Here is a 20,226-nt window from a genome sequence, read left to right on the forward strand (position 1 = left end):
CGAGTGTAAAGAAATAAAAGAAATACTTCAATCACTTCCTAAAGAGAAGCAGATTGAGGTTCTTGAGAATCAAGCTCATTTTGAAGCTGTGGCAAAGATGATTGAACAAAACAATTTAATTCTTTTAGAACAGATGAAAGCTCTACAGCTAATTCAGAAATAACAAACTTATGATTAATTAATTCTACATACGCTTCCATAAACAATGTATCTTCATTTATACCATTAGCCTCTGTTTTTACAGGGGCTTTTGTTATGTGTTGATTCATATTTTGAATTTGAATGGTTTCTTTCACATGTATGAATAGATCCTCTAATAAACCTGGTGTAGACTCTAATTCCTGCTTTTCAATTTCCTCTGTTACAGCACTTATAAATTCCCATAGTACTTTTGCACCTAGTAGTTCGGCTAATCGTTTTTCACGCATTTCAAATATTTTTATATCCATATATAGAATTACTCTTCCCCTCTCCCGACTTATTTATTCTACAAAAACCATAATTATCCTCTTATATAAATAACACAAAAGTCATCACCGAAGTGCAGCTTTAAAATAAAGTTTTTGTTTAGCTATCTTTCATTTCCGAATAATATTTTTAACCCTGTTGATACTATTTCTGTAACTTAAAGTTACAAATTATTTCTGTAAGCGTAGCGTTTCTTTTGTACAACGAGCAGTTAGTTTTATTAACTAGCTGCTTTGTTGTGCAAAATGAAGTTTTTGTCCAAGTTTTTCACCATTCGATAAAATAAACATAATAATAATTAATGAACAGACATTTATAATCAATCTCCTAAGGAGCACTTTAATTAGGTGCTCCTTTCTACATATACAATTTAGATATCGTTGCGATATGTAAAACTTTGAAGTTATCTCCATCTTTTCCCCGGCTTACCACTGTACGTGCGACTTTCATTGCATACAGCGTCCCATCTTATCCTTTTATACTAAAGCAACTAGATTACAAACAATGTTTTACTCACCGATGTATTCATTCCCTTTTCTTACGAAAGGTCCCATCATATTACTCGATCCTGTGAGTTACATATAGTTGATTTAGTTTTCAACAAATAAGACTAGGGACTATCCCTCCACATTTGTTACATGCTTCGTTGATACTGTGTCCCCACCTTCACAAGAACAAATTAATTTCGGTTCGTTAAAACCGTATATGCACCTGTCTGCTAGTAGGCTTTGGTGACATTTTCTTGCTTACCACGTTCCGATTGACTTAGCTATACATAAATCCTTAGGTGCTTGCTGTAAGCCTGTTATCTTCACATCCTTATAGTTAGATGCTCCGAATTTCATATCATTTACTCTTACTTTTCGGTAGATAACATCGGCATTAACGACATACACATTTCTAATGTATTAATCCTTTAGAGCCGTACATTCGCAAGTTCGTCAGTCCTTTATCGTACATTCTCACCATAGATATTTTGTAGCATCCCGACCTATCCATTACCATATGATTTCTCACTTAGGTTTTGTTCAGCTAACTTCACCTATCTTCATACAATTTGTGACTACTATCATGCCTTGCATGTAGGAGTATTAGATAAGTAGTTTAAGCTCAACCTGGCGTTTTCCATTCCTACCTTCAGTCAAACAGTTGTTGTCATCAAATTAATAACCCTCCTATTTCGTGTTTGCACACTTATAAGGAAACGTGTCGCGCAAATAAGAATTTTATTTAGTTTTCTAGATACTCTGGATTCCCATAAATTCTACCGAAAACTTAAACCTTCTATTTCATCCTAATCAAATACCATATAGCATAGCTTGATATACTCGTTATCTCCCACCTCATAATTCCGATCCATATTATTTGGAACTTTGAATAACTGATCACTAAATCATACAATATCTCCTTCATAAACCTCCTTACCATTTTTATCTTTTAAACGTGTGTATAGTAGTATTTCACAATGATCCTGTTGATCATGAAAGGATAAAACCAGAAAGTGACTTTAAATTGTCCAAGCACTTTATACTGCTACCCCATACAATATAAAATGTTTGGAATTTACTACATTATTTGAAATTAGAGTTAGGAGGATTTAATATGGCAAATTGTACAGGTTTAGCTTGTTTTTTATTCTCTTCGTGGCCAACAGGTACAGTTGTTACAGTTACTACTAGATCAGGTCAAATTATTGGACCTGCTACTTTTTCGCTGTTCTTTCCAAATCTTTGTGCGGTGGTATTGGTAGAAGAAGATGTGCTAACCCCCTCTTCAACTAATACTATATTCATAAGTTGTGAAGATATAGAAAGCGTTACATTAACCACCCCTTAAGATGATTCATATGGTTTTAGTTCGATCTATAATTAAGACATTCATTAGAATGTCTTTTTTCATTTCAATACTATTCTTTAATTTAAATTTTCCCCCTTCTAAAGGTTACTTATCTACACATCCTTCTACATACTTTCATATGATACAGTATATTGTTTAAAGGAGGGACAAATTTGTTCTTATGCAATTTATTTCGTTGTTCAGGTGGAGTATGTAGTATTTTTAAAAATTTACAACCAGGCGAAGTCGTTACAGTGACTGGAAAATCTGGAAATATTATTGGACCTGTTGTTTTTACAAATTTTAACCCTAATACTTGTATCGTCACATTAGAAGAGGAAAATTCAATTACTCCTCCTACTATAAGTATTACTAAGATCAGTTGTAAAGAAATAGAAAGTGTTACGTTTAGCTCATAATATATTTTATACCTAAAAGCAGGGATTGAAATATGAAACTCTTATACATTACTTCTGGTTACTCAAAAATCTATCAATATCTAGATCAAAGCATACAGGAAACACTTATCAATCAAAATTTCGAATGGTTAGCAGTACAGCCGAGTGAATTAATAGAGCAATTGGATTTCATTACAGCAACGTTTCATCCTAATATTGTTTTCACCTTATTAGGTAATTATCTACCGCAAAAAGCAATTCAATATTTTAAAAAAAGGAATATTAAATTAGCTGTCTGGTTAACTGAGGACCCATTTTATATAGATACTTCTCTTCCTCTATTAAATAACTTTGATTTTATATTTACTATTGATAGCGAAGCACTTAAATATTACACAGCTTTAGGATATACCAATGTATATCATTTACCCTTAGCAACTAATATAGATGTATTTAAACCTGGTCTAAAAAATTCAAAATATAAAAGTGAAGTATTATTCATTGGATACCCTTATCCAACCCGAGTAAAATTGATACAGTTTCTTTTGGAAAAAACTCCTTATCACTATACTATTATTGGTAAAAACTGGAGAAATAAGTTAATTAAAAAATGGAAAAATCACCGAAGAATTAAGATTATAGAAGAATGGATTCCACCTCAAGAAGTTGCGTTCTATTATAATAACGCTAGTCTTATATTAAATCCTCATCGTAGTTATCTGTTTCCACAGAATAAAAATAAAAATAGAGTAAAAAGTAATACCATTAATAATCGTACATTTGATATCGCAGCTTGCCAAGGCTTTCAAATTATTGAGGAAAAAACCGATCTTTCATCTTTCTTCAATAAAGATGAAATTATATCCTATAACAGCTTTGATGACTGTTTAAATAAGATATCCCTTCATTTGAATGACACGATTTCAAAAGGATTAATGATCGAAAAAATTCACACAAAAGTTATTACACAACATACTTTTCATGAGAGAATCAATTTTATAACGACTATATTACAATCACAACTTTATTGATTTATTAAATTAAAAATTTCTTTTATAATCATTCTAAATAAATTAAAATGCCTTTTCAATTTTATGAAAAGGCATTTTAATTTATCTTTTTTCTGCCAGAAGACTCCCTCCTTAATTTTCCTGAAGGTGTACTAACACCAACAAATAGATTGGAGATACATGTCGGTTAGCACAAGCTAAACATGTTTGCTACTATATACTTGAAATGAATTCCTATTAGTATTTCAGTATACTCTATCAAATTAAATCCCATGAAATAGGTGTTCCTTTTTTGATATCCTTACTCGCTTTCTTTCCGAGAATTTTGGATAAGTGTTTTGGCAATAAGCCATTACCTGGTCTAATAGCTTTAATATTTTCATTCGTGAATACTTCTCCCGCTTTTATGTCTTCTACAACATATAATGACCTTCTAAACTTTAAAGAGTCTTTTTCTAAATTAGTTGGTCCATAATATACACTCCCTAAAGATTCCCATGCTTTTTCAGTTTCACTTACTAATAATTTAAATTCAGCAGGTTCCATTGAAAATTCAGCGTCTACACCTCCGTCAGACCTCGAGAGTGTTAAATGTTTCTCAATTACTGTGGCCCCCAAAGCAACACTTGCTACAGATACCCCTACTCCAAGTGTATGATCAGATAAACCTATTTCACATTTAAATAACTCCTTCATATGAGGTATGGTAGTTATGTTTGTAGATTTTGGTGATGCAGGATACGTACTTGTACATTTTAATAGAATTAATTCTTTACATCCCTCTTCTCTCGCAGCCCTTACTGTTTCATCTAATTCAGCAATCGAAGCCATACCTGTCGAAATAATTATTGGTTTTCCTGTTGCAGCTACTTTACGTATGAGGGGAATATCAGTATTTTCAAAAGATGCGATTTTATAACAAGAAACATTTAATGACTCTAGAAAATCTACAGCAGTTTCATCAAATGGCGTACTAAATGGTATCATTCCTAATTCTGTACAGCGATCAAAAATTGGTTTATGCCACTCCCATGGTGTATATGCTTCTTTATATAAATGATAAAGTGATTTACCTTTCCATAAGCTGTTCGTATCCTGAATTAAAAAATCACCATTTTCTATATTTAAAGTCATTGTATCAGGTGTATATGTTTGAATTTTAAATCCCTGTGCTCCAGCCTCTGCAGCTGCTTCTACAATTTGCAATGCTCTACCTAATGATTGATTATGATTCCCTGACATTTCTGCAATAATAAATGGTGGCGAGTTATTGCCAATCTCTCTACCGCCGATATATACATTACTCATGTTTTTCACCTTCAAGTTCTTTTTTTATAGCTTTTTTCCTTTCCATCCATTGCTCATAAAACAGTGTCATTTTAATGACATCGATATATTCATTACCCTTGCAAATATGGTTCACATATCTTCCATTTTCTACAAACCCAAGTTTCTGATGAAAGTTTAAACTAATCCGATTTAATTCTAATATTTCTGCACACACTTTTTGTATGCCTTTTGTTTCAAAAATAAAATCTAATGCTAATAAACCTAATACAGTTCCAGCACGTCTTACGCTTTGTTTGTCACCTATATAAAATCCCCAATAACAAGTCCGATTCATTTCGTCTATTTTTGTAAAATTAACAAATCCAATTGGTTTTTCTTTATATATTAATAATCTTGCAATCTTTGTATCATCCATTTCTAGTTTTTTATACCATTTTAAATGTTCGTCTATTGTAATTTCATGATCTTCATACATAACCGTACGTATTTCTTTTGTATTCCTCCACTGTAAAATAAGTTCTAAATCTTTCTTTTCTAGACTTTTCAATTGAAAATCCCCTATATCTAACATGCTATCCTCCTAAAATAATTTTTGCTATTTCATCTGAATTACTGGCACACTGTATAGAAAGAGCTTTATTAGACATTTCTTTCACTATATTAGAATTTGATAAAAGCTTGCTTAGACATTTCGTAATCGTTTCATCCGAAACACTTTCAGCTGTACCAATATTCCATGTAGCTCCAGCTTTCGACACAGCCTTGGTTACTTCAATTTGATTTGGAGCAGTTGTAATTGTTATAGAAGGTAATCCAAGAAAGCAGCGTTCCCATGTGGTTGTGCCACCAGCTCCTATCCCTAAATCTGCTCGTACGATAAACTCTTCCATATTCTCTATTTGACAATAGAATGAGGCATTAGAAATATTCCTGCAATAAGATTCAATCTCTTCTTTATGGGGATTTTGAATTCCTACTACTACATCTACTTTTAAAGTATCGCTACTTATATTTTGTATAGCTCTTAATGTTTTTAATGTTTCATTCGTTGCATCATGCCCCCCAAAAAATACAAAGATGCGTTCAATCTCGCCTGTTCTTTTTCTTAAAAATTTTTTAGCAGCATGAAACTCTGGTCGTAATATGGCATATTTAGGTCCTAATTTCAATAATGATTGCTCTGGTAATAAATCTTTATAGCGAGTATTAAGGTTATCATATAAATTTTGATCTAGTAATAAATCACAGTCATGCATTCGATTTGCAAGGTCATCGATCACCATAATCTTTCTTACAGTTTTTCTTAAAGCAGACTCCCACTTTTTATCTAATCCATAATGATCCACGATTAACCAATCAAAGTTGGGAAGTTGCGACAAAATATCATTGGTCTGTTGTGCATCAACAAACCAATGATATTTTAGCCAATTTAAATAACTCCCGTGTACTGTACTTAAGAAATTCGTATTTTCACCATCTGCATCTAATAAAAACACATGAAATCCTTTATTTAAAATATATTGATGCAAATCACCTTGCAGTTTACGACAAATGAAATAAATTTGAGCGCCTTTATCCCGTAACACCTGGGCCAGTGTTAAACAACGCATAATATGACCGGTACCTATTTCAATAGATGCGTCGGCGCGAAAGGCAATTTTTTTCTCAAGCAAGTTACTCCCTCCTCACTAAAAGCGCTACAATTTATTAATTTATAATTTCGTTTCTCTATTTAGCTCATCTACTAATGATTGTTGATTTATATATTTCAGTTTCACATGACTATTGATTTGAATAAGTTCAGGATTTCCTAGGATGTAATCTTTTATTTGATGAAAAAATAAAGGTTTAGATTTTACATTCAGACTTTTATAAAGTTCATTGAACATATCTAAATCTGGTTGTTCATCTAATGTTAGCCTCCAAGTAGGGTAACGAAATGGAGGAGGGAGTTTTACTATATTGACTTGGAATAAATGGGGATTATTTATAAAATACAACGGAAGGTATTCTGCATAGGTTAAAGCTTTTTGGGTTTGTAGCAATCGTTCGATTGCCTCTAATGTAAAAATATCGCCTGCTGTTCCAACAGGTAACGTACTTAACTCTGCCTGTGTATAATCTGCACCGCTTTTCAAATGTTCATCTAGTAAAAAAGTATTGATTTCTGGTGACACAACTGGGCAATCTCCTGTAATCCGCATTACAATATTTGCATTTTCTTGTTTGGCAGCTTGGAATATGCGATCAGCAGTATTTTCTGGATCACCTCTGAAAATTTTAATCTTCCCGTCTAAATCAAATTTTTCCAAAGGATCATCTTGTGCTATATCTGAAGTAGCAAGTATAACCTGATGTTTTCCTGGAATAGCTAATGTATTTATAAGACATCTTTCAATGGAAGGAATTCCATTTATCGGTAATAACGCCTTTAAAGGTAACCTAGTAGATTTTAACCGGCAAAGTACAATTATTACTACTTTTGGAGGTTCCATAACCTCTTTTGATAATGGGGTACCTGCAGACAAATTATATAAAGCTATCTGAGGTAACAATTCCTCTGCTTCAAGCTGGTTCAGTGCATTTTCAACAACATCTAGTTCCATAGCTATTTTATTAGCTGTAATAATCTCTCCTTTTTTAATATCGATTTTTGTAACAGCTCTTAACAATTTTTGATTTTGCAATCTTAATAACACCCCTTTCATTTAATGTTTAGCAACTCTATAAAACGAAAGAACTTTTCTCACCGCTTTTATTACATCCCATACATCAGCTTCTGTCATTTTCGGAAATAGAGGCAGTGTAATAATTTCCTCATATACATTTTCTGCTTGTGGACAAATACCTTTTTCATAACCTAATTTTTGATAAAACGGTTGTAAATGTACGGGTATATAGTGCACATTTACACCGATATTTTCTCTTTGTAATGCCTCGTAAATTTCTTTTCGATTGCCCTTTAATAATTTAGTATTTAAACGAATAATGTAAAGATGCCAACTTGATTCGGTTTGGGGCAATTGCTTTGGTATGATGATTTCAGATAGACAACTAAATTCTTTATTATAAATATCTACATATTTCTTTCTAATCTTAATAAAAGAGTCTAATTTATTTAACTGTGATAAGCCAAGAGCAGCTTGTATATCCGTTAATCTGTAGTTGTAACCTAAGAATTGCATTTCATAATACCAAGGCCCATGATTTTCAAGAAGTTTTTGAGGATTCCTTTCAATTCCATGCGTACGGAATTGAACAAGTTTTTCATAAAACAGTGGATTATTTGTAGTAATTACTCCGCCCTCTCCGGTAGTAATATGTTTCACCGGATGGAAACTAAACATTGTCATATCACCAATAGAACCAATCTTTTTATTTTTATATGTGGCTCCTAATGCGTGGGCTGCATCTTCGATGATAATCAAATTATTTTCTTTTGCGATTTTCTTTATTGCCTCTAACTCTACAGGCTGCCCAGTAAAATGTACGGGAATGATAGCTTTTGTTTTGTTTGTAATCTTTTCCTCAATAGATTTAGGACTAATGTTATATGTTTCATTGTCAATATCTGCGAATACTGGCTTTCCTCCCTGATATAAAATACAATTTGCACTTGCTACAAATGTCATTGGAGTTGTAATTACCTCATCTCCCTCAGTTATGCCAGCTGCATAGCAAGCAGCATGCAGAGCAGCTGTACCATTTGAAAAAGAAACAGTGTATTTTGCTCCCACATATTTCGCTATAGCCTCTTCAAACTGTTGAATCGTTGGCCCTGTTGTTAAAAAATCCCCTTTTAATACATCTACAACCGCCTGAATGTCATGTTCATCAATTTGTTGTTGACCATATGGTAAATAAGTTTCTCTAACAGGCTTTCCTCCATGTATACCGAGGATTTCCCTTACCATTATTCTTTCTCCTTAGGGTTACTTTTTAAAGATTTAATCCACTCTTCTGTTTTAATAACTCCATCTTCTAAAGAAACTTTTGGTTCCCAACTCAATATTGTTTTTGCTTTTTCATAGTTACATAATAATTTTTGAATTTCACTTTGGGGATGGATATGAGTTACATGTTGAATACTTACTTTATTTCCTGAAATCAATTCTGCTAATTTATTAATGGATATATCTTGTCCTGTTCCTGCGTTAATAATATGACCATTTGCTTTTGAAGAGTATCCTGCTGCCACAACAAAATCCGCACAATCTTCAACATATAAAAGATCTCTCGTTTGTTTCCCATCTCCATAAATATTTAGTGGTACATTATCTAATTTATTATTTATAAAAATAGCAACAACCCCACCTTCACCACCAGTTTTCTGGAATGGGCCATACGTATTAAATGGACGAATAACCACAACTGGCAGCTTGTAAGCATAATAGTAAGATAAAACCATGTTTTCAGCAGCAATTTTTGACCCAGCATATGGAGAAGCTGGTTTAATCGGGTCTAATTCTGATATTCCTTGTATATTAGTAGCTTTATCGTATACCATACACGTACTCATAAAGACCATTTTGACATTATGCTTATGACATTGTTCTAACAAATTAAAAGTACCTACTGTATCATTTTCAAAAGTTGTTCTAGCATCGTCTATACTATCTTGAACATTAATACTCGCTGCTAAATGATAACAAAGGTCAAATGAATTATTTTCAAATAATTGAGCAACTAATTTTTTATCTTTAATATCTCCCTGAATGCATTGTTTTAAATTTAGATCGTGTGCAAACTCGGTAATATTTGCAGTAGTTGAATTTGCTAAGTTGTCTAATATCCATACTTCATGCTTATCCTGCAATAATCTCTTTACAACCCACCTACCAATAAAACCTGCACCACCAGTTACTAATATTTTCATAGTTTCTCCCCTCCTGTTAATAGCTGCTGGTTTAATATTAAATTTCTAAGCTCTTCTTTTGAAATAGCATTTTGATTATCAGAACGGTAAAACCCTGCCTTCGCCCTTTTTGCATTTTCATATTGAGCACCCTTTTTTAATGGGCTAGGAATGATAAACATATCTGGTAATTCAAAAGCCTGTAAAGATTCATCATGTGTCATAAGTTCTTCATACATTTTTTCACCAGGTTTTAACCCAATTTCTTCAATTTTAATATTCTCCTTGGGCAATCCATATAACTTTGTAACTTCTTCTATCATCACTTCACTTAAATCGTTTAATGAAATAACTGGCATTTTTAATATAAAAGTTTCACCACCCTTTGCTATTTTTATTGCTTCGATTGTTAACATAGTTGCTTGCTTTAATGTCATCATAAATCTACTCATACTAAGATCTGTTACCGTTATTTTTTGATTTTCTTTAATTTGGTTTTCAAATAAAGGGATGACAGAGCCTCTTGACCCCATAACATTTCCGAAGCGAACACTTGCAAATATCGTTTCACTTGAACCTTTTGAATATTCCGCTGACGTAATCAATCTTTCAGCAGTCAATTTTGTTGCACCGTAATTATTTGTTGGTGAAATCGCTTTATCAGAACTTGTAAAAACTACCTTTTTTACTTTCTGAGCAATTGCCGCTTTTATTACATTTTGTGTTCCAAAAATATTGGTCAAAACTGCTTCAAACGGATTATATTCACAAAACGAAACATGCTTCATCGCTGCCACATGGAACACATAATCAATATTTTCCATTGCACTATATAATCGATCGTAATTTCGAATATCCCCAATTAAATAGCGAATATTTTGATTTCTCCCCCTGAGTTCTTCTTGTAATATAAATTGATTATATTCACTTCTACTAAAAATCCTTACAACTTTGGGCTTTTCTTCTAGAATATTAGAAAGAATGCTCTTTCCAATTGTTCCTGTTCCACCAATAATTAAAATGTTTTTATCTTTAAAAAACATATAAATGCATACCTCCTCTTATTGAAATAATTTTTAGTCAAGAAAACTCTTTTCTCAATTTGTATGTAGTGCTATTGCACCAACAAATAGGTGGGAGATAAATTAGCTTTTTGAATAGCAAAACATACGATGCTGTTTTATATTTTTTGTACAGGTTGCTCATTGAAAACTGAAAATATGAGGTTGTTAAAGGAGTTATCTTTGGTTGAAATGAAGACATTTTTTTCAAACTCTAACTACAACTTCGTTTCTTCTATTGGCTCAATGGACAGTTGTTTATAAAAATTATTTACTTTCATATTATTTTTTACATCATCGTCTAAATATTGATAAAAATTACTCAGTAATGGCAAACGGATATTATAATGGTTTAGCTCAGAAAAAACATTTATATATTCTAGATTTTGCGCCCAGTAATTCCCAAATAGATATCACTCAACATTTCACCCTCTTTTTCTTCTTAAGTCTTCTCTTAATTCTTTACATGTTCTTTGTGGCGGTAATAATTGTACAAATTCATTTTTTTCTTCTGCAAATAACTGCGAATGTATTGAATGTGAAGTAATATAATTGATATCTAAAATTTCATCTAAAGGATGAAAATCCCAATAATGATTTAATCTCCAAAAAAAGCGTGCATCTCCTATACGATAAAATTGAGGATCTTCATCCCAGTATGAATTCCACCTTTTTTCAAGAATCGGTAAAACAGAGGCTCTATGCATAATAGAACAATGATCAATTGTACATGGAGCATTATTAGTAATTTTTTTGGCAGCTCTTTCAACAGTTTTAATAGGCAAATCTGATTCATCTAGATGAATCGTTTTTGATGCAGAATAAATAATTTGAACATCTTTATTCTCATCAAGATAACTAGACATCTTTTTGAGTCGTTCTTTTTCATATTGATTATCATCAGTAATATAAGTAATATACTCCCCCTTCGCATGCTTAAGAGCCTCATTAATTAGAGCCGCATATCTGACTTTTTTTGTCCGTTCAGAAATATGGGCCACATTACTTTTATAAAAATGTATATTTTCCTTATTTATAAATGGTTGAATTACCTTCTGGGTCATTTCATTAGAATTATCATCCATGATAAAAAGCTCAAAATCTTGAAAAGTTTGGTTTAATACACTTAATATCGATTTTTCAACAAACGTAGGCTTATTGTAACTTGTCATTATAACTGAAATTTTAGGCAAATATTCCTCTCCTCCTTATAACCAAATATAAAAACAGTTACGTTATTATATAAACAGAAAGGACAATCCGTTCCGATAATTTTTAAAAAAATTTATATATATATTAAAGTCTATAGCAGCGTTTATATTTATCTATATATCTCTTTTTACTCCACTATAGTCCATACCATATCTATGAAAAGGTAATAAACTATCCAAGTACAAAAAAGAATGTATCAATAAAGGTTTATTATTATCTATTAGACTTCGCTAGAAAAAACATTCAATATTCTCAGAAGAGGTGACGATTTTGCAACCCCTAATTTCAATTATCCTTACTAGCTATAATAAGCCATCATTAATTAATCAAGTTATTGAAAGTGTCCTAATGCAAACTTATAAAGAATGGGAACTTTTTATTATGGATGATAACTCTTGTCCAGAAACTATAAATATTATAAAAAATTATTTAGATGACCCTCGAATTTATTATGAAAATAGTTTTATACAAGATAATGAGAGATATAAAACCACAAGATATGCAACTCTCATCAATAAGGCACTTCCATTAACACGTGGGGAGTATATTTGCTATTTAACGGACGATACTATGTACGTTCCAAACAGATTAGCTGAAATGTTATCTTTCTTAGAAAAACAACCTGAAATAGATATAGTGTACTCTTCTCAACACGTAAAATATGTTGATTATAATCTACAACCTATTCATGAATATGTAAGAGAAGCTTCAAAAATTTTATATACAGCTGCAAATGTTGTGGATCACTGTTCAGTTATGCATACTAGAAGAATATTATTAAAGGTTTATGAAAAATACTGTGAATATTGGGATACAAATCCTTTATATTGGTTTGTTGGAGATGCGATGTTTTGGAAACGCCTAAATACATTCCATCCTTTTTATCCCATTAACAAAGTGCTCGATATTACTTTTAAAACACCATTTTCCTTCCAAAATTTATATGCTAACCTCCCTTCCAAAGATTTAAATGGTATTTTGTTTAGCAATTCACAAGGTGAAGTATTTTTAATTGATAATTATAAACGTAGGCTTATATCGAAAGAAATGCTTTCCTACTTCAAATATAATCAAAATGAAATTGTCTCAATCCCTGATCCCTTTATCTACAAATATACTGAAGGTCCTCCCATAACCCTTACTGAATCAATCCCAAATCTACGGGTTGTGCAAAACGAAAAAGAAGAATTATTTTATATAGAAAATAATCAAAAACGTCCATTCATTAACACCTTAGCATTTCGCAAATTAAAATTTTCAAATCAAGAAATTATTAAAGTTTCACAAAGTAGTTTAGATAAATTTTCAGATGGACCACCTATTTATCCGAATTTATCTCATTACACGATTCTACCCGAAGGAAAAGTATTTATCTATCATCACAATTATTTCATAATGACAGATTACATGCTTCATCCAATAGATAAAGACATATTGCAAAAACTATATTTATTAAAGAACTGTATACCGATTTCAAAAACTAGTTTATCCTTCTTTAAGATTGGTCCTCCTATTTCATCATACCCCTCTCACTTAGCTAAAGAATACCAAGAAGAATGATATAAGAGGATAGTACCAATAAGAGATATTGCTTCAAAAAATAAACATGATACAAATTGTATTTTTTCATTTTCCATTAAAATTTTGGTACTATTTTGGAAATAACCTTCTTAAAATACCTAAATCATATTAACAAAGGTTTTCAATGAGTTGCACTAACTCAAAAATAAAAGTCAGTCTCAATAAAGAGAAATGACTTCTATCTATATCAAATACTTCCTTAAAATTAGGAAATCTCACAGAATAACAAAGTATTTGTAACGATAAATTTATCAATATAATCTAATATGATATTATTAATGAAGGCTCTTTTCACTCCTAGATTGTCAAATTCTCACTATAACTAAAAAATCTCTTCATCTTATATAAAATGAGAAGATTTTTTCAGTGGAAAGGTTTCTTGTTACATCCTTGACTTTCTAGTGATGTTTTACCACGATGTCCAACCACCATCAATGCAAATATTTTGCCCCGTTACATAACTTGAAGCATTAGATGCAAGAAAAACAATCAACCCTTGTAATTCCTGGGGATTTCCAATACGACCTAGCGCTGTTTTTTTATTTAAATTTCGAATAAATTCTTTATTTTTCTGAACTTCTGTATTAGGAAATGGACCTGGAGAGATAGAATTAGCTCTAATTCCTTTTAAACCATAGTGACACGCAAGATACCGAGTAAACTGTATGATAGCAGCTTTTCCTGCTCCATAATTCGAAGGATTATTGAAGCCTGAATCGCCGTAAATAGAAGGGTCTGGGGAAACAACACCATACATTGAAGAGATATTAATAATATTTCCTTTATTCTTCGGTAGCATATATTGTAATGCCTTTTTAGTAACCCGAAACACATTATTTATGGAACCATCAATCCCTGTTTCCCACTCCCAATCTGTCATTTCTTCAATAGTCTTTCCTGCTCCAAAGTAAGCATTATTAATAAGAATATCTATCTTATTAACTGAATTATAAATCTCCTCAAATGTATGGTTTATTGAATTACTATCTGAAACATCTAGAGCATATCCCTGACATTTCACATTATATTTTTGATTTAACTGATCAGCTAAATTCATACATTTTTCTTTGCTTCTACTAACTATCATAACGTTTGCACCATACTTAGCCAGCCCTTCAGAAATTGCAGAACCAAGATAACCAGATCCACCAGTAACAATTGCATTCTGGCCTTTTAAACTAAATAATTCATGTTGATTCATTACTCACCCTCCATAAGTTCGGATTAATAATTATCTCAGGTATATCCTTAAATAATTTCTTTGCAGTATTAAGAACTTTCTCTTCTAATAAGGGTGAATTACAGATTTGAATATTTTCTTTTAATTGGTCTACTGTTTCACACCCAATAATAATCTTATCAATTTCTTTCAATTCTCGAACAAATAATAAAGCCAATTGCGCTCTACTTAAATTGCACTCCCGAGCTAAAAACTCAAATTCTTTTATTGGTTTTTTAGCGATTTGTAAATAATCAGGGATTTTTTCCGCATCCATTAATAGCAACCCTTGAAGATATGGACTTCTAGCATGTATTTCTATTCCTTTTGTTTTCAGTTTTTGTAGTAGGCCTGAATAAATTAGACGTTGATCAAATATATTTAAAGGGACTTGAATCATATCAAAACAATCAAATTCCAAAAAATTCTTAACTTCATCAGGTGTATAAACGGACACACCTATCTTTTTGATTGCTCCCTTTAATTTCAATGTATTTAATTTTCGAATGATATATCCATTATGTGAAACCATATTTTTAGAATCATGTAACAAGCAACAGTCTATACTAATTGTTTTCAAATTCGTCATAGATTGTTTAATATATTTATCAATTAAGCTATCTAAATGCTCAATACCAATATTTTCAGAATCAATCGTAGGAATTTTAGTTACAACCTGAAAATTTTTTTCTGTTGTTTTACTTGAGATATATTCACCTATAATAGCCTCACTATTTCCATAAGAAGCCGCTGTGTCTAACACATCAATACCATTATTTATAGCATATTGAATAATATTTAAAGCCTCTTCCCTATCAGGCTTACCCATTATATTTCCTATTCCATAATGAAGACCCAGCTGAACAGTACCTAATGCTAATTTCATAAAGCACCTCCATAATAACCACTTAGACTAGTTAGATATTTTAAACAGAATGACGATACATATTTACATTGAACGCACATAATACACTAATGGAAAACTACTAATTGATATTTCTCTGCTGGAAATTAAAACAAATATTCCCCCCATTTATTCAATAATTATTTTGAAAAATACTTATTTCACGTTCTAAATTCGTTTATTAGTTCATACGTTATTAAAGTTGCTGAAAAATATAAAAGCGAAAGATTTAAAATATCATAAAAAGATTCCAGATGATGTTTAAAAAAGGTAGGTATGTCTTCTCCTAAATAAACACTGCAGCTGTTATAGAATGTAATTATTTGTACTTCACTTCTGTTTAAACATTTCTCAATAAAAATCATGCTAACAATCCCTTACAAATTCACTTAAAAATTACATTCTATACAACTGCTGCAATGTTGTAGTTACCTTAAGAAGGGACAGATTGCTGATGCAGAAATTTAATATTAATAGCAAGCTAATTGGTGATGATTCATCAGTTTTTGTAATTGCCGAGGCTGGGATTAATCATGCAGGTTCATTTATTGAAGCGAAAAAAATGGTCGAGGTTGCCAACTCAAGTATGGCTGATGCCGTTACTTTTCAGCATATAGCCTATAATGACATTGATTGTAGAAAATCTTCTAAGACCAAATTAGATTGGGATAAATGGAGATTATCAGACAAACAGATTATCGAATTGTTTGATACTGCACATAGATTGGGATTATCTACGACGGCTTGTGTTGTAGATTTTAAATCTCTTGAGTTTATTGTCAAGTCAGGTGCTGATTTTCTTAAAATAGTTAGCGGGGATATTACATGCCATCCCTTTTTGGCTGAATGTGCAAAAACTGGTTTACCTATATTTCTTTCTACTGGAAGTGCATTGTTACCTGAAATAGAAGCTGCTTTAGAAGTTATTGAAAAATCTGGTGGAAAAAATGTCGTTGTATATCAAACGAATACTAAATATCCGACTCCACCTAATGAAGTTGATCTTAGAGTAATGGAGACACTAAAAAAATTTAATTATCCAGTAGGTTTCTGTGATCACACTGCAGGAACAGCTATCTCCTTAGCAGCAGTAACGTTAGGTGCTCACGTTATAGAAAAGCACTTCAGTTTAGACGCTACAATAAAAAGACCTGACTATGAAGTTTCTATTAATCCTCATGAACTAAATCAATTTGTAACTGATATACGTAATATTAAAAAAGCAATGGGTGTGCCGATAAAGCGCCGGCATACGGATGATGCAAATTTTATATTAACTCGTAGGTCCTTGGTAGCTTGTAGTGATATGACTAAAGGTACAAAAATCCAATGGAGTGATTTAACATATAAGCGCCCTGGAACAGGTACCCAACCTTCAGAAGCTAAGAATTTTATAGGTAGAACTTTAAAATATGATGTAAGTAAAGATGATCAATTATATGAAGATATGTTGGAGGAGATTTAATGAATAAAATTGAAAGACGTACCGCATTAGTGTTAGCTAGTTCTGATGGACTTGGCTTAGCAGTTGCTAAAAGATTATACTTTGATGGACATAATGTAATTATTACAAGTAGAAGTGAAAAATTAGAAAAAGCTAAAAAAGAAATTTGTAATATTGGTAGTAAAGGAGAAGTTCTAGCAATCCCATCCGACGTAACTAGCATCGAGGATTTAAATAAACTTATTATGCAAGGAAAAAAGCAACTGGGAAATATTGATATTTTATTTACAAATGTGGCTGGTCCTAAAGCTGGAACGATAGAGGATTTAACTATTGAAGATTTCTGTAAAGCACACAATGATCTGTTATTGCCCGTCATTTATTTAACTAAACAATTAATTCCTGATATGTCTTCTCGTAAGTGGGGAAGAATTATTATAAATTCTTCTCTTACTGCAAAAGAGCCTTCAAAAATGCTTACCTTATCAAACATATATAGGGCTGGACTAGCTTCTCTTTCTAAAACTCTTTCTCATCAATACGCTAGTTATGGAGTTACAGTTAATACTGTTGGACCTGGTTCTTTCAAAACTGCTCGCGCATTAGAATTATTAAATGAAATGTCTAAAACACAAAAGCGAAATGTTGAAGATATCGAATTAGAAATCACAAAAAATTTACCAATGAAGAGATATAATGACCCAATAGAATTTGGTAATGTTGTAGCTTTTTTAGCTAGTGATGCTGCAAGTGCTATTACAGGTACTTTTATTCCAATTGATGGTGGAATTTCTCATGGGATATTCTAGATAAGTAGATATTTTACTATTATCCCAAAGTACTAAATGCTGAGATCGAGTTTTTTTATATTGTGATCTCTTCTATTGGTAAAGCAAGTTTTTTATAAAATTCAACTGGAACCATTCGATCAGGTGTTAAACCCATCTAAAAAGAAAAATAACGATAAAAAATTGCTGTTTTTTCATAAGAATACTTAATCATTTAACCATTTTGATATAATTATCTAATTGTATCAAAGCCAAAAAACTACTTACTTAACAAATATTAATGCACTTTTAACTTCAAGACCAAAAGAAGAGCGAACTGTATTGCCATTCCCATCAGAAAAAATTAGGAAACGCACTGATTTCATAATAATAAACTTCTCCCACACATCTTGGCCCACAAGAAATTTCATATTGTAGTGAAATTTCAATCCAGACGAAGTACTAGATTGGAAATATTAGTTCTGTTGCAAAATTAACTAAAATGTAAAAGATCTGTGGTTGAAGAAAATAAATTTTATACAGGCAGCAATAATTTCTATAATTCATTGTATATCGAAAAAACGGAGTTTGGTTGAAGACTCCGTTTTTTTATATAAGGAATGAATGGCTTCAATTCCTTTTATTGTACTTGAGGCTTGAAGAGAGTTTTAAAATCTTGAGGATCTAGCACAACGACGTTTTACGTGTCTATGGCCTTGTTCGATACGATTTTTAGATGTCTAGCTGTATAATCCATGGTGTTTTATAAAGATTTTTCACTCTTACATGCTTCGAGATAAATCCTGTAATTTTTGAGTAACTGTTGTTTGAGGGTAATTTTTCTGTATGAAGTAATCCCTTAATTGCTTAGCAGTTACAGAATATGAAGAATCATATAAAACTTTTTCGATTGTCTGTATCATGTTTTCAATAGAATGAGTCACAAGCCAGCTTAATTCATCGTAATATTTATAATCTCTCTCCTCTGACTTAGATTTATAAACAACTACCGGTGTATCCAATAACATAGCCTCTAATCCTACTGTTGAATTAGAAATAACTACAAGATCTGAATTAGAAATGACATCATAAATACTTACTTCAGTTGTAATATACTTGACATTAGGGTATACCTTACTTAAATGAATATATTCGCTCACTAAATTACGACCTTTTTCCCAAGGGTGAGGCTTTATAATAACTGTAATATTTTTGTCTTTCATCAATTGTTTTGTTAGTTCAACATAAACTTGGGTTTTAAATGGTTGCGTTGCTATAAAGATTATTTTCTTAGAGGGATCTATATTTAGTTTCTTACAAAGTACTTTTTTTTCTAAATGCTTCTTTTCAAAGATATCATCATATCTTGGGTGTCCCAATATCTCGATTTGAGAATCCGCTCCACCTCTTCGAAAATACCACTCTCGTTCATACTCTCCATATACAATCTGTTTCGTAGCGAAAATTGGAAAAAACGCTTCTTCTCCCATTATGGCCCCATGCTGAAGACAATAACTTGGAATCCCCTTACTTTTAGAGATAAGAGTAAGTACTCGGTTCGTTATATCTTCTGTTGTACCAACAATCACACTCGAGATATCATGTTCTTCAAAAATAAAATATGCCATATTAATTTTTTCAATCATGATAGGAAGATCATTGAGTAGTTTTGTTTGAAAAAATTTATTAGAAAATAACGGATGTTCTTTACATGTTGAAAAAATTTTTTGAGCTTTTTCAATGAAAATATGAGAACTATCAGGAACTTTATTTGTATAATCCAGTGTGCAAATCGTAGGGAGACCATAAAGCTCGCTTTTTTTTGCTCTTGTTAATATTTTTGTATACTTAGGGTTAAAATGCGAAAAATTACCTGCTGAAAAACGAAGATAATCAGTATTAAGCAATACGACTCCATCTGATCCTCTTTTCTTTGTTGTTTGCTCAAGCAGAGGCAACCATTTTTCAAATTCTGACTGCAATTGTTTTTCTTCTATTGGTGCAACAGACAAATATTTATAAAAATCCTTACTTTTCATCTTACTTTTAACATCTTCTTCTAAATATTGATAAAAATTACTTAATAAAGGTAAAGAAATGTTATGATGTACTAATTCAGAAAACACCTTTATATACTCTAAATTTAATAACCAATAATTTTTCAAATAGACTTCACTCAAG

Annotated in this window: 19 protein-coding genes and 1 pseudogene; 6 read left to right on the forward strand and 14 right to left on the reverse strand. The window is 31.6% G+C overall.

Going from position 1 to position 20,226, the window contains the following annotated elements:
* Positions 1–38: 38 nt before the first annotated feature.
* Together AB6801_RS26375 and AB6801_RS26380 are read right to left on the reverse strand one after the other, a co-directional pair.
* The gene (locus AB6801_RS26375) at positions 39–449 is read right to left on the reverse strand and encodes a hypothetical protein (RefSeq protein WP_098298231.1); all 411 of its coding nucleotides are present in this window, start codon (positions 447–449) and stop codon (positions 39–41) included.
* 1,412 nt (positions 450–1,861) lie between these two features.
* Positions 1,862–1,966 carry a YopX family protein gene (locus AB6801_RS26380; RefSeq protein ID WP_097845958.1) on the reverse strand — a complete coding sequence of 35 codons (105 nt, stop codon included), beginning with the start codon at positions 1,964–1,966 and terminating at the stop codon, positions 1,862–1,864.
* A gap of 104 nt (positions 1,967–2,070) precedes the next feature.
* Between AB6801_RS26380 and AB6801_RS26385 the strand changes: the two genes are divergently transcribed.
* The 3 genes from AB6801_RS26385 to AB6801_RS26395 all read left to right on the forward strand — a co-directional run bounded on the left by AB6801_RS26385 (position 2,071) and on the right by AB6801_RS26395 (position 3,733).
* Positions 2,071–2,304, forward strand: a complete 234-nt coding sequence (locus AB6801_RS26385; protein ID WP_001262468.1) for a hypothetical protein — start codon at positions 2,071–2,073, stop codon at positions 2,302–2,304.
* Between the two features lie 173 nt (positions 2,305–2,477).
* Positions 2,478–2,723: a CGEA protein gene (locus AB6801_RS26390; RefSeq protein ID WP_097845945.1), complete on the forward strand. Its 246-nt coding sequence runs from the start codon at positions 2,478–2,480 to the stop codon at positions 2,721–2,723.
* Positions 2,724–2,755: 32 nt separating this feature from the next.
* Positions 2,756–3,733, forward strand: coding sequence for a CgeB family protein (locus tag AB6801_RS26395; RefSeq protein ID WP_097845944.1), 978 nt, complete (start codon positions 2,756–2,758; stop codon positions 3,731–3,733).
* 237 nt (positions 3,734–3,970) lie between these two features.
* Here the strand turns inward: AB6801_RS26395 and pseI are convergent, their stop codons facing one another.
* The 9 genes and pseudogenes from pseI to AB6801_RS26440 all read right to left on the reverse strand — a co-directional run bounded on the left by pseI (position 3,971) and on the right by AB6801_RS26440 (position 12,111).
* Complete coding sequence (gene pseI / locus AB6801_RS26400) at positions 3,971–5,020, reverse strand: pseudaminic acid synthase (protein ID WP_097845943.1); 1,050 nt, start codon at positions 5,018–5,020, stop codon at positions 3,971–3,973.
* Complete coding sequence (gene pseH, locus AB6801_RS26405) at positions 5,013–5,573, reverse strand: UDP-4-amino-4,6-dideoxy-N-acetyl-beta-L-altrosamine N-acetyltransferase (RefSeq protein WP_098298229.1); 561 nt, start codon at positions 5,571–5,573, stop codon at positions 5,013–5,015. Before pseH ends, pseI begins: the two co-directional genes overlap by 8 nt.
* A 1-nt stretch (position 5,574) precedes the next feature.
* Positions 5,575–6,675: a UDP-2,4-diacetamido-2,4,6-trideoxy-beta-L-altropyranose hydrolase gene (gene pseG, locus AB6801_RS26410; RefSeq protein ID WP_098785854.1), complete on the reverse strand. Its 1,101-nt coding sequence runs from the start codon at positions 6,673–6,675 to the stop codon at positions 5,575–5,577.
* 39 nt (positions 6,676–6,714) lie between these two features.
* Complete coding sequence (locus tag AB6801_RS26415) at positions 6,715–7,710, reverse strand: cytidylyltransferase domain-containing protein (protein ID WP_098785856.1); 996 nt, start codon at positions 7,708–7,710, stop codon at positions 6,715–6,717.
* Positions 7,711–8,916 (reverse strand): UDP-4-amino-4,6-dideoxy-N-acetyl-beta-L-altrosamine transaminase, encoded by a 1,206-nt coding sequence (gene pseC / locus AB6801_RS26420; protein WP_370941212.1) that lies wholly within the window; start codon positions 8,914–8,916, stop codon positions 7,711–7,713.
* Positions 8,916–9,878: a dTDP-glucose 4,6-dehydratase gene (locus tag AB6801_RS26425; protein ID WP_000699379.1), complete on the reverse strand. Its 963-nt coding sequence runs from the start codon at positions 9,876–9,878 to the stop codon at positions 8,916–8,918. Before AB6801_RS26425 ends, pseC begins: the two co-directional genes overlap by 1 nt.
* Entirely contained in the window at positions 9,875–10,900 is a 1,026-nt protein-coding gene (locus tag AB6801_RS26430; RefSeq protein ID WP_098785860.1) for an SDR family NAD(P)-dependent oxidoreductase, read from the reverse strand. Before AB6801_RS26430 ends, AB6801_RS26425 begins: the two co-directional genes overlap by 4 nt.
* 82 nt (positions 10,901–10,982) lie before the next feature.
* Positions 10,983–11,339 (reverse strand): annotated as a pseudogene (locus tag AB6801_RS26435) (CDP-glycerol glycerophosphotransferase family protein); the annotation flags it as partial.
* A gap of 4 nt (positions 11,340–11,343) precedes the next feature.
* Positions 11,344–12,111, reverse strand: a complete 768-nt coding sequence (locus AB6801_RS26440) for a glycosyltransferase family 2 protein (protein WP_001124412.1) — start codon at positions 12,109–12,111, stop codon at positions 11,344–11,346.
* Positions 12,112–12,400: 289 nt separating this feature from the next.
* On the opposite strand from AB6801_RS26440, the gene AB6801_RS26445 reads away from it, so the two are divergent.
* Positions 12,401–13,690: a glycosyltransferase family 2 protein gene (locus tag AB6801_RS26445; RefSeq protein ID WP_098294857.1), complete on the forward strand. Its 1,290-nt coding sequence runs from the start codon at positions 12,401–12,403 to the stop codon at positions 13,688–13,690.
* A gap of 430 nt (positions 13,691–14,120) precedes the next feature.
* On the opposite strand, the gene AB6801_RS26450 is transcribed toward AB6801_RS26445, so the two are convergent.
* Both AB6801_RS26450 and AB6801_RS26455 read right to left on the reverse strand, forming a co-directional pair.
* The gene (locus AB6801_RS26450) at positions 14,121–14,912 is read right to left on the reverse strand and encodes an SDR family oxidoreductase (RefSeq protein WP_098294912.1); all 792 of its coding nucleotides are present in this window, start codon (positions 14,910–14,912) and stop codon (positions 14,121–14,123) included.
* Entirely contained in the window at positions 14,899–15,816 is a 918-nt protein-coding gene (locus AB6801_RS26455) for an aldo/keto reductase (RefSeq protein WP_098785845.1), read from the reverse strand. Before AB6801_RS26455 ends, AB6801_RS26450 begins: the two co-directional genes overlap by 14 nt.
* A gap of 472 nt (positions 15,817–16,288) precedes the next feature.
* Here AB6801_RS26455 and AB6801_RS26460 point away from each other — a divergent pair, with 472 nt between their 5' ends.
* Together AB6801_RS26460 and AB6801_RS26465 are read left to right on the forward strand one after the other, a co-directional pair.
* The gene (locus AB6801_RS26460; protein WP_370941213.1) at positions 16,289–17,299 is read left to right on the forward strand and encodes an N-acetylneuraminate synthase family protein; all 1,011 of its coding nucleotides are present in this window, start codon (positions 16,289–16,291) and stop codon (positions 17,297–17,299) included.
* Positions 17,299–18,087 carry an SDR family oxidoreductase gene (locus AB6801_RS26465; RefSeq protein ID WP_098294911.1) on the forward strand — a complete coding sequence of 263 codons (789 nt, stop codon included), beginning with the start codon at positions 17,299–17,301 and terminating at the stop codon, positions 18,085–18,087. Before AB6801_RS26460 ends, AB6801_RS26465 begins: the two co-directional genes overlap by 1 nt.
* 740 nt (positions 18,088–18,827) lie before the next feature.
* On the opposite strand, the gene AB6801_RS26470 is transcribed toward AB6801_RS26465, so the two are convergent.
* Positions 18,828–20,225 (reverse strand): CDP-glycerol glycerophosphotransferase family protein, encoded by a 1,398-nt coding sequence (locus AB6801_RS26470; protein ID WP_098294910.1) that lies wholly within the window; start codon positions 20,223–20,225, stop codon positions 18,828–18,830.
* Position 20,226: the final 1 nt, after the last annotated feature.

Origin of the sequence: Bacillus sp. RCC_6_1, from assembly GCF_041360755.1 — a bacterium.
GTDB classification, from domain to species: Bacteria; Bacillota; Bacilli; order Bacillales; family Bacillaceae_G; genus Bacillus_A; species Bacillus_A cereus.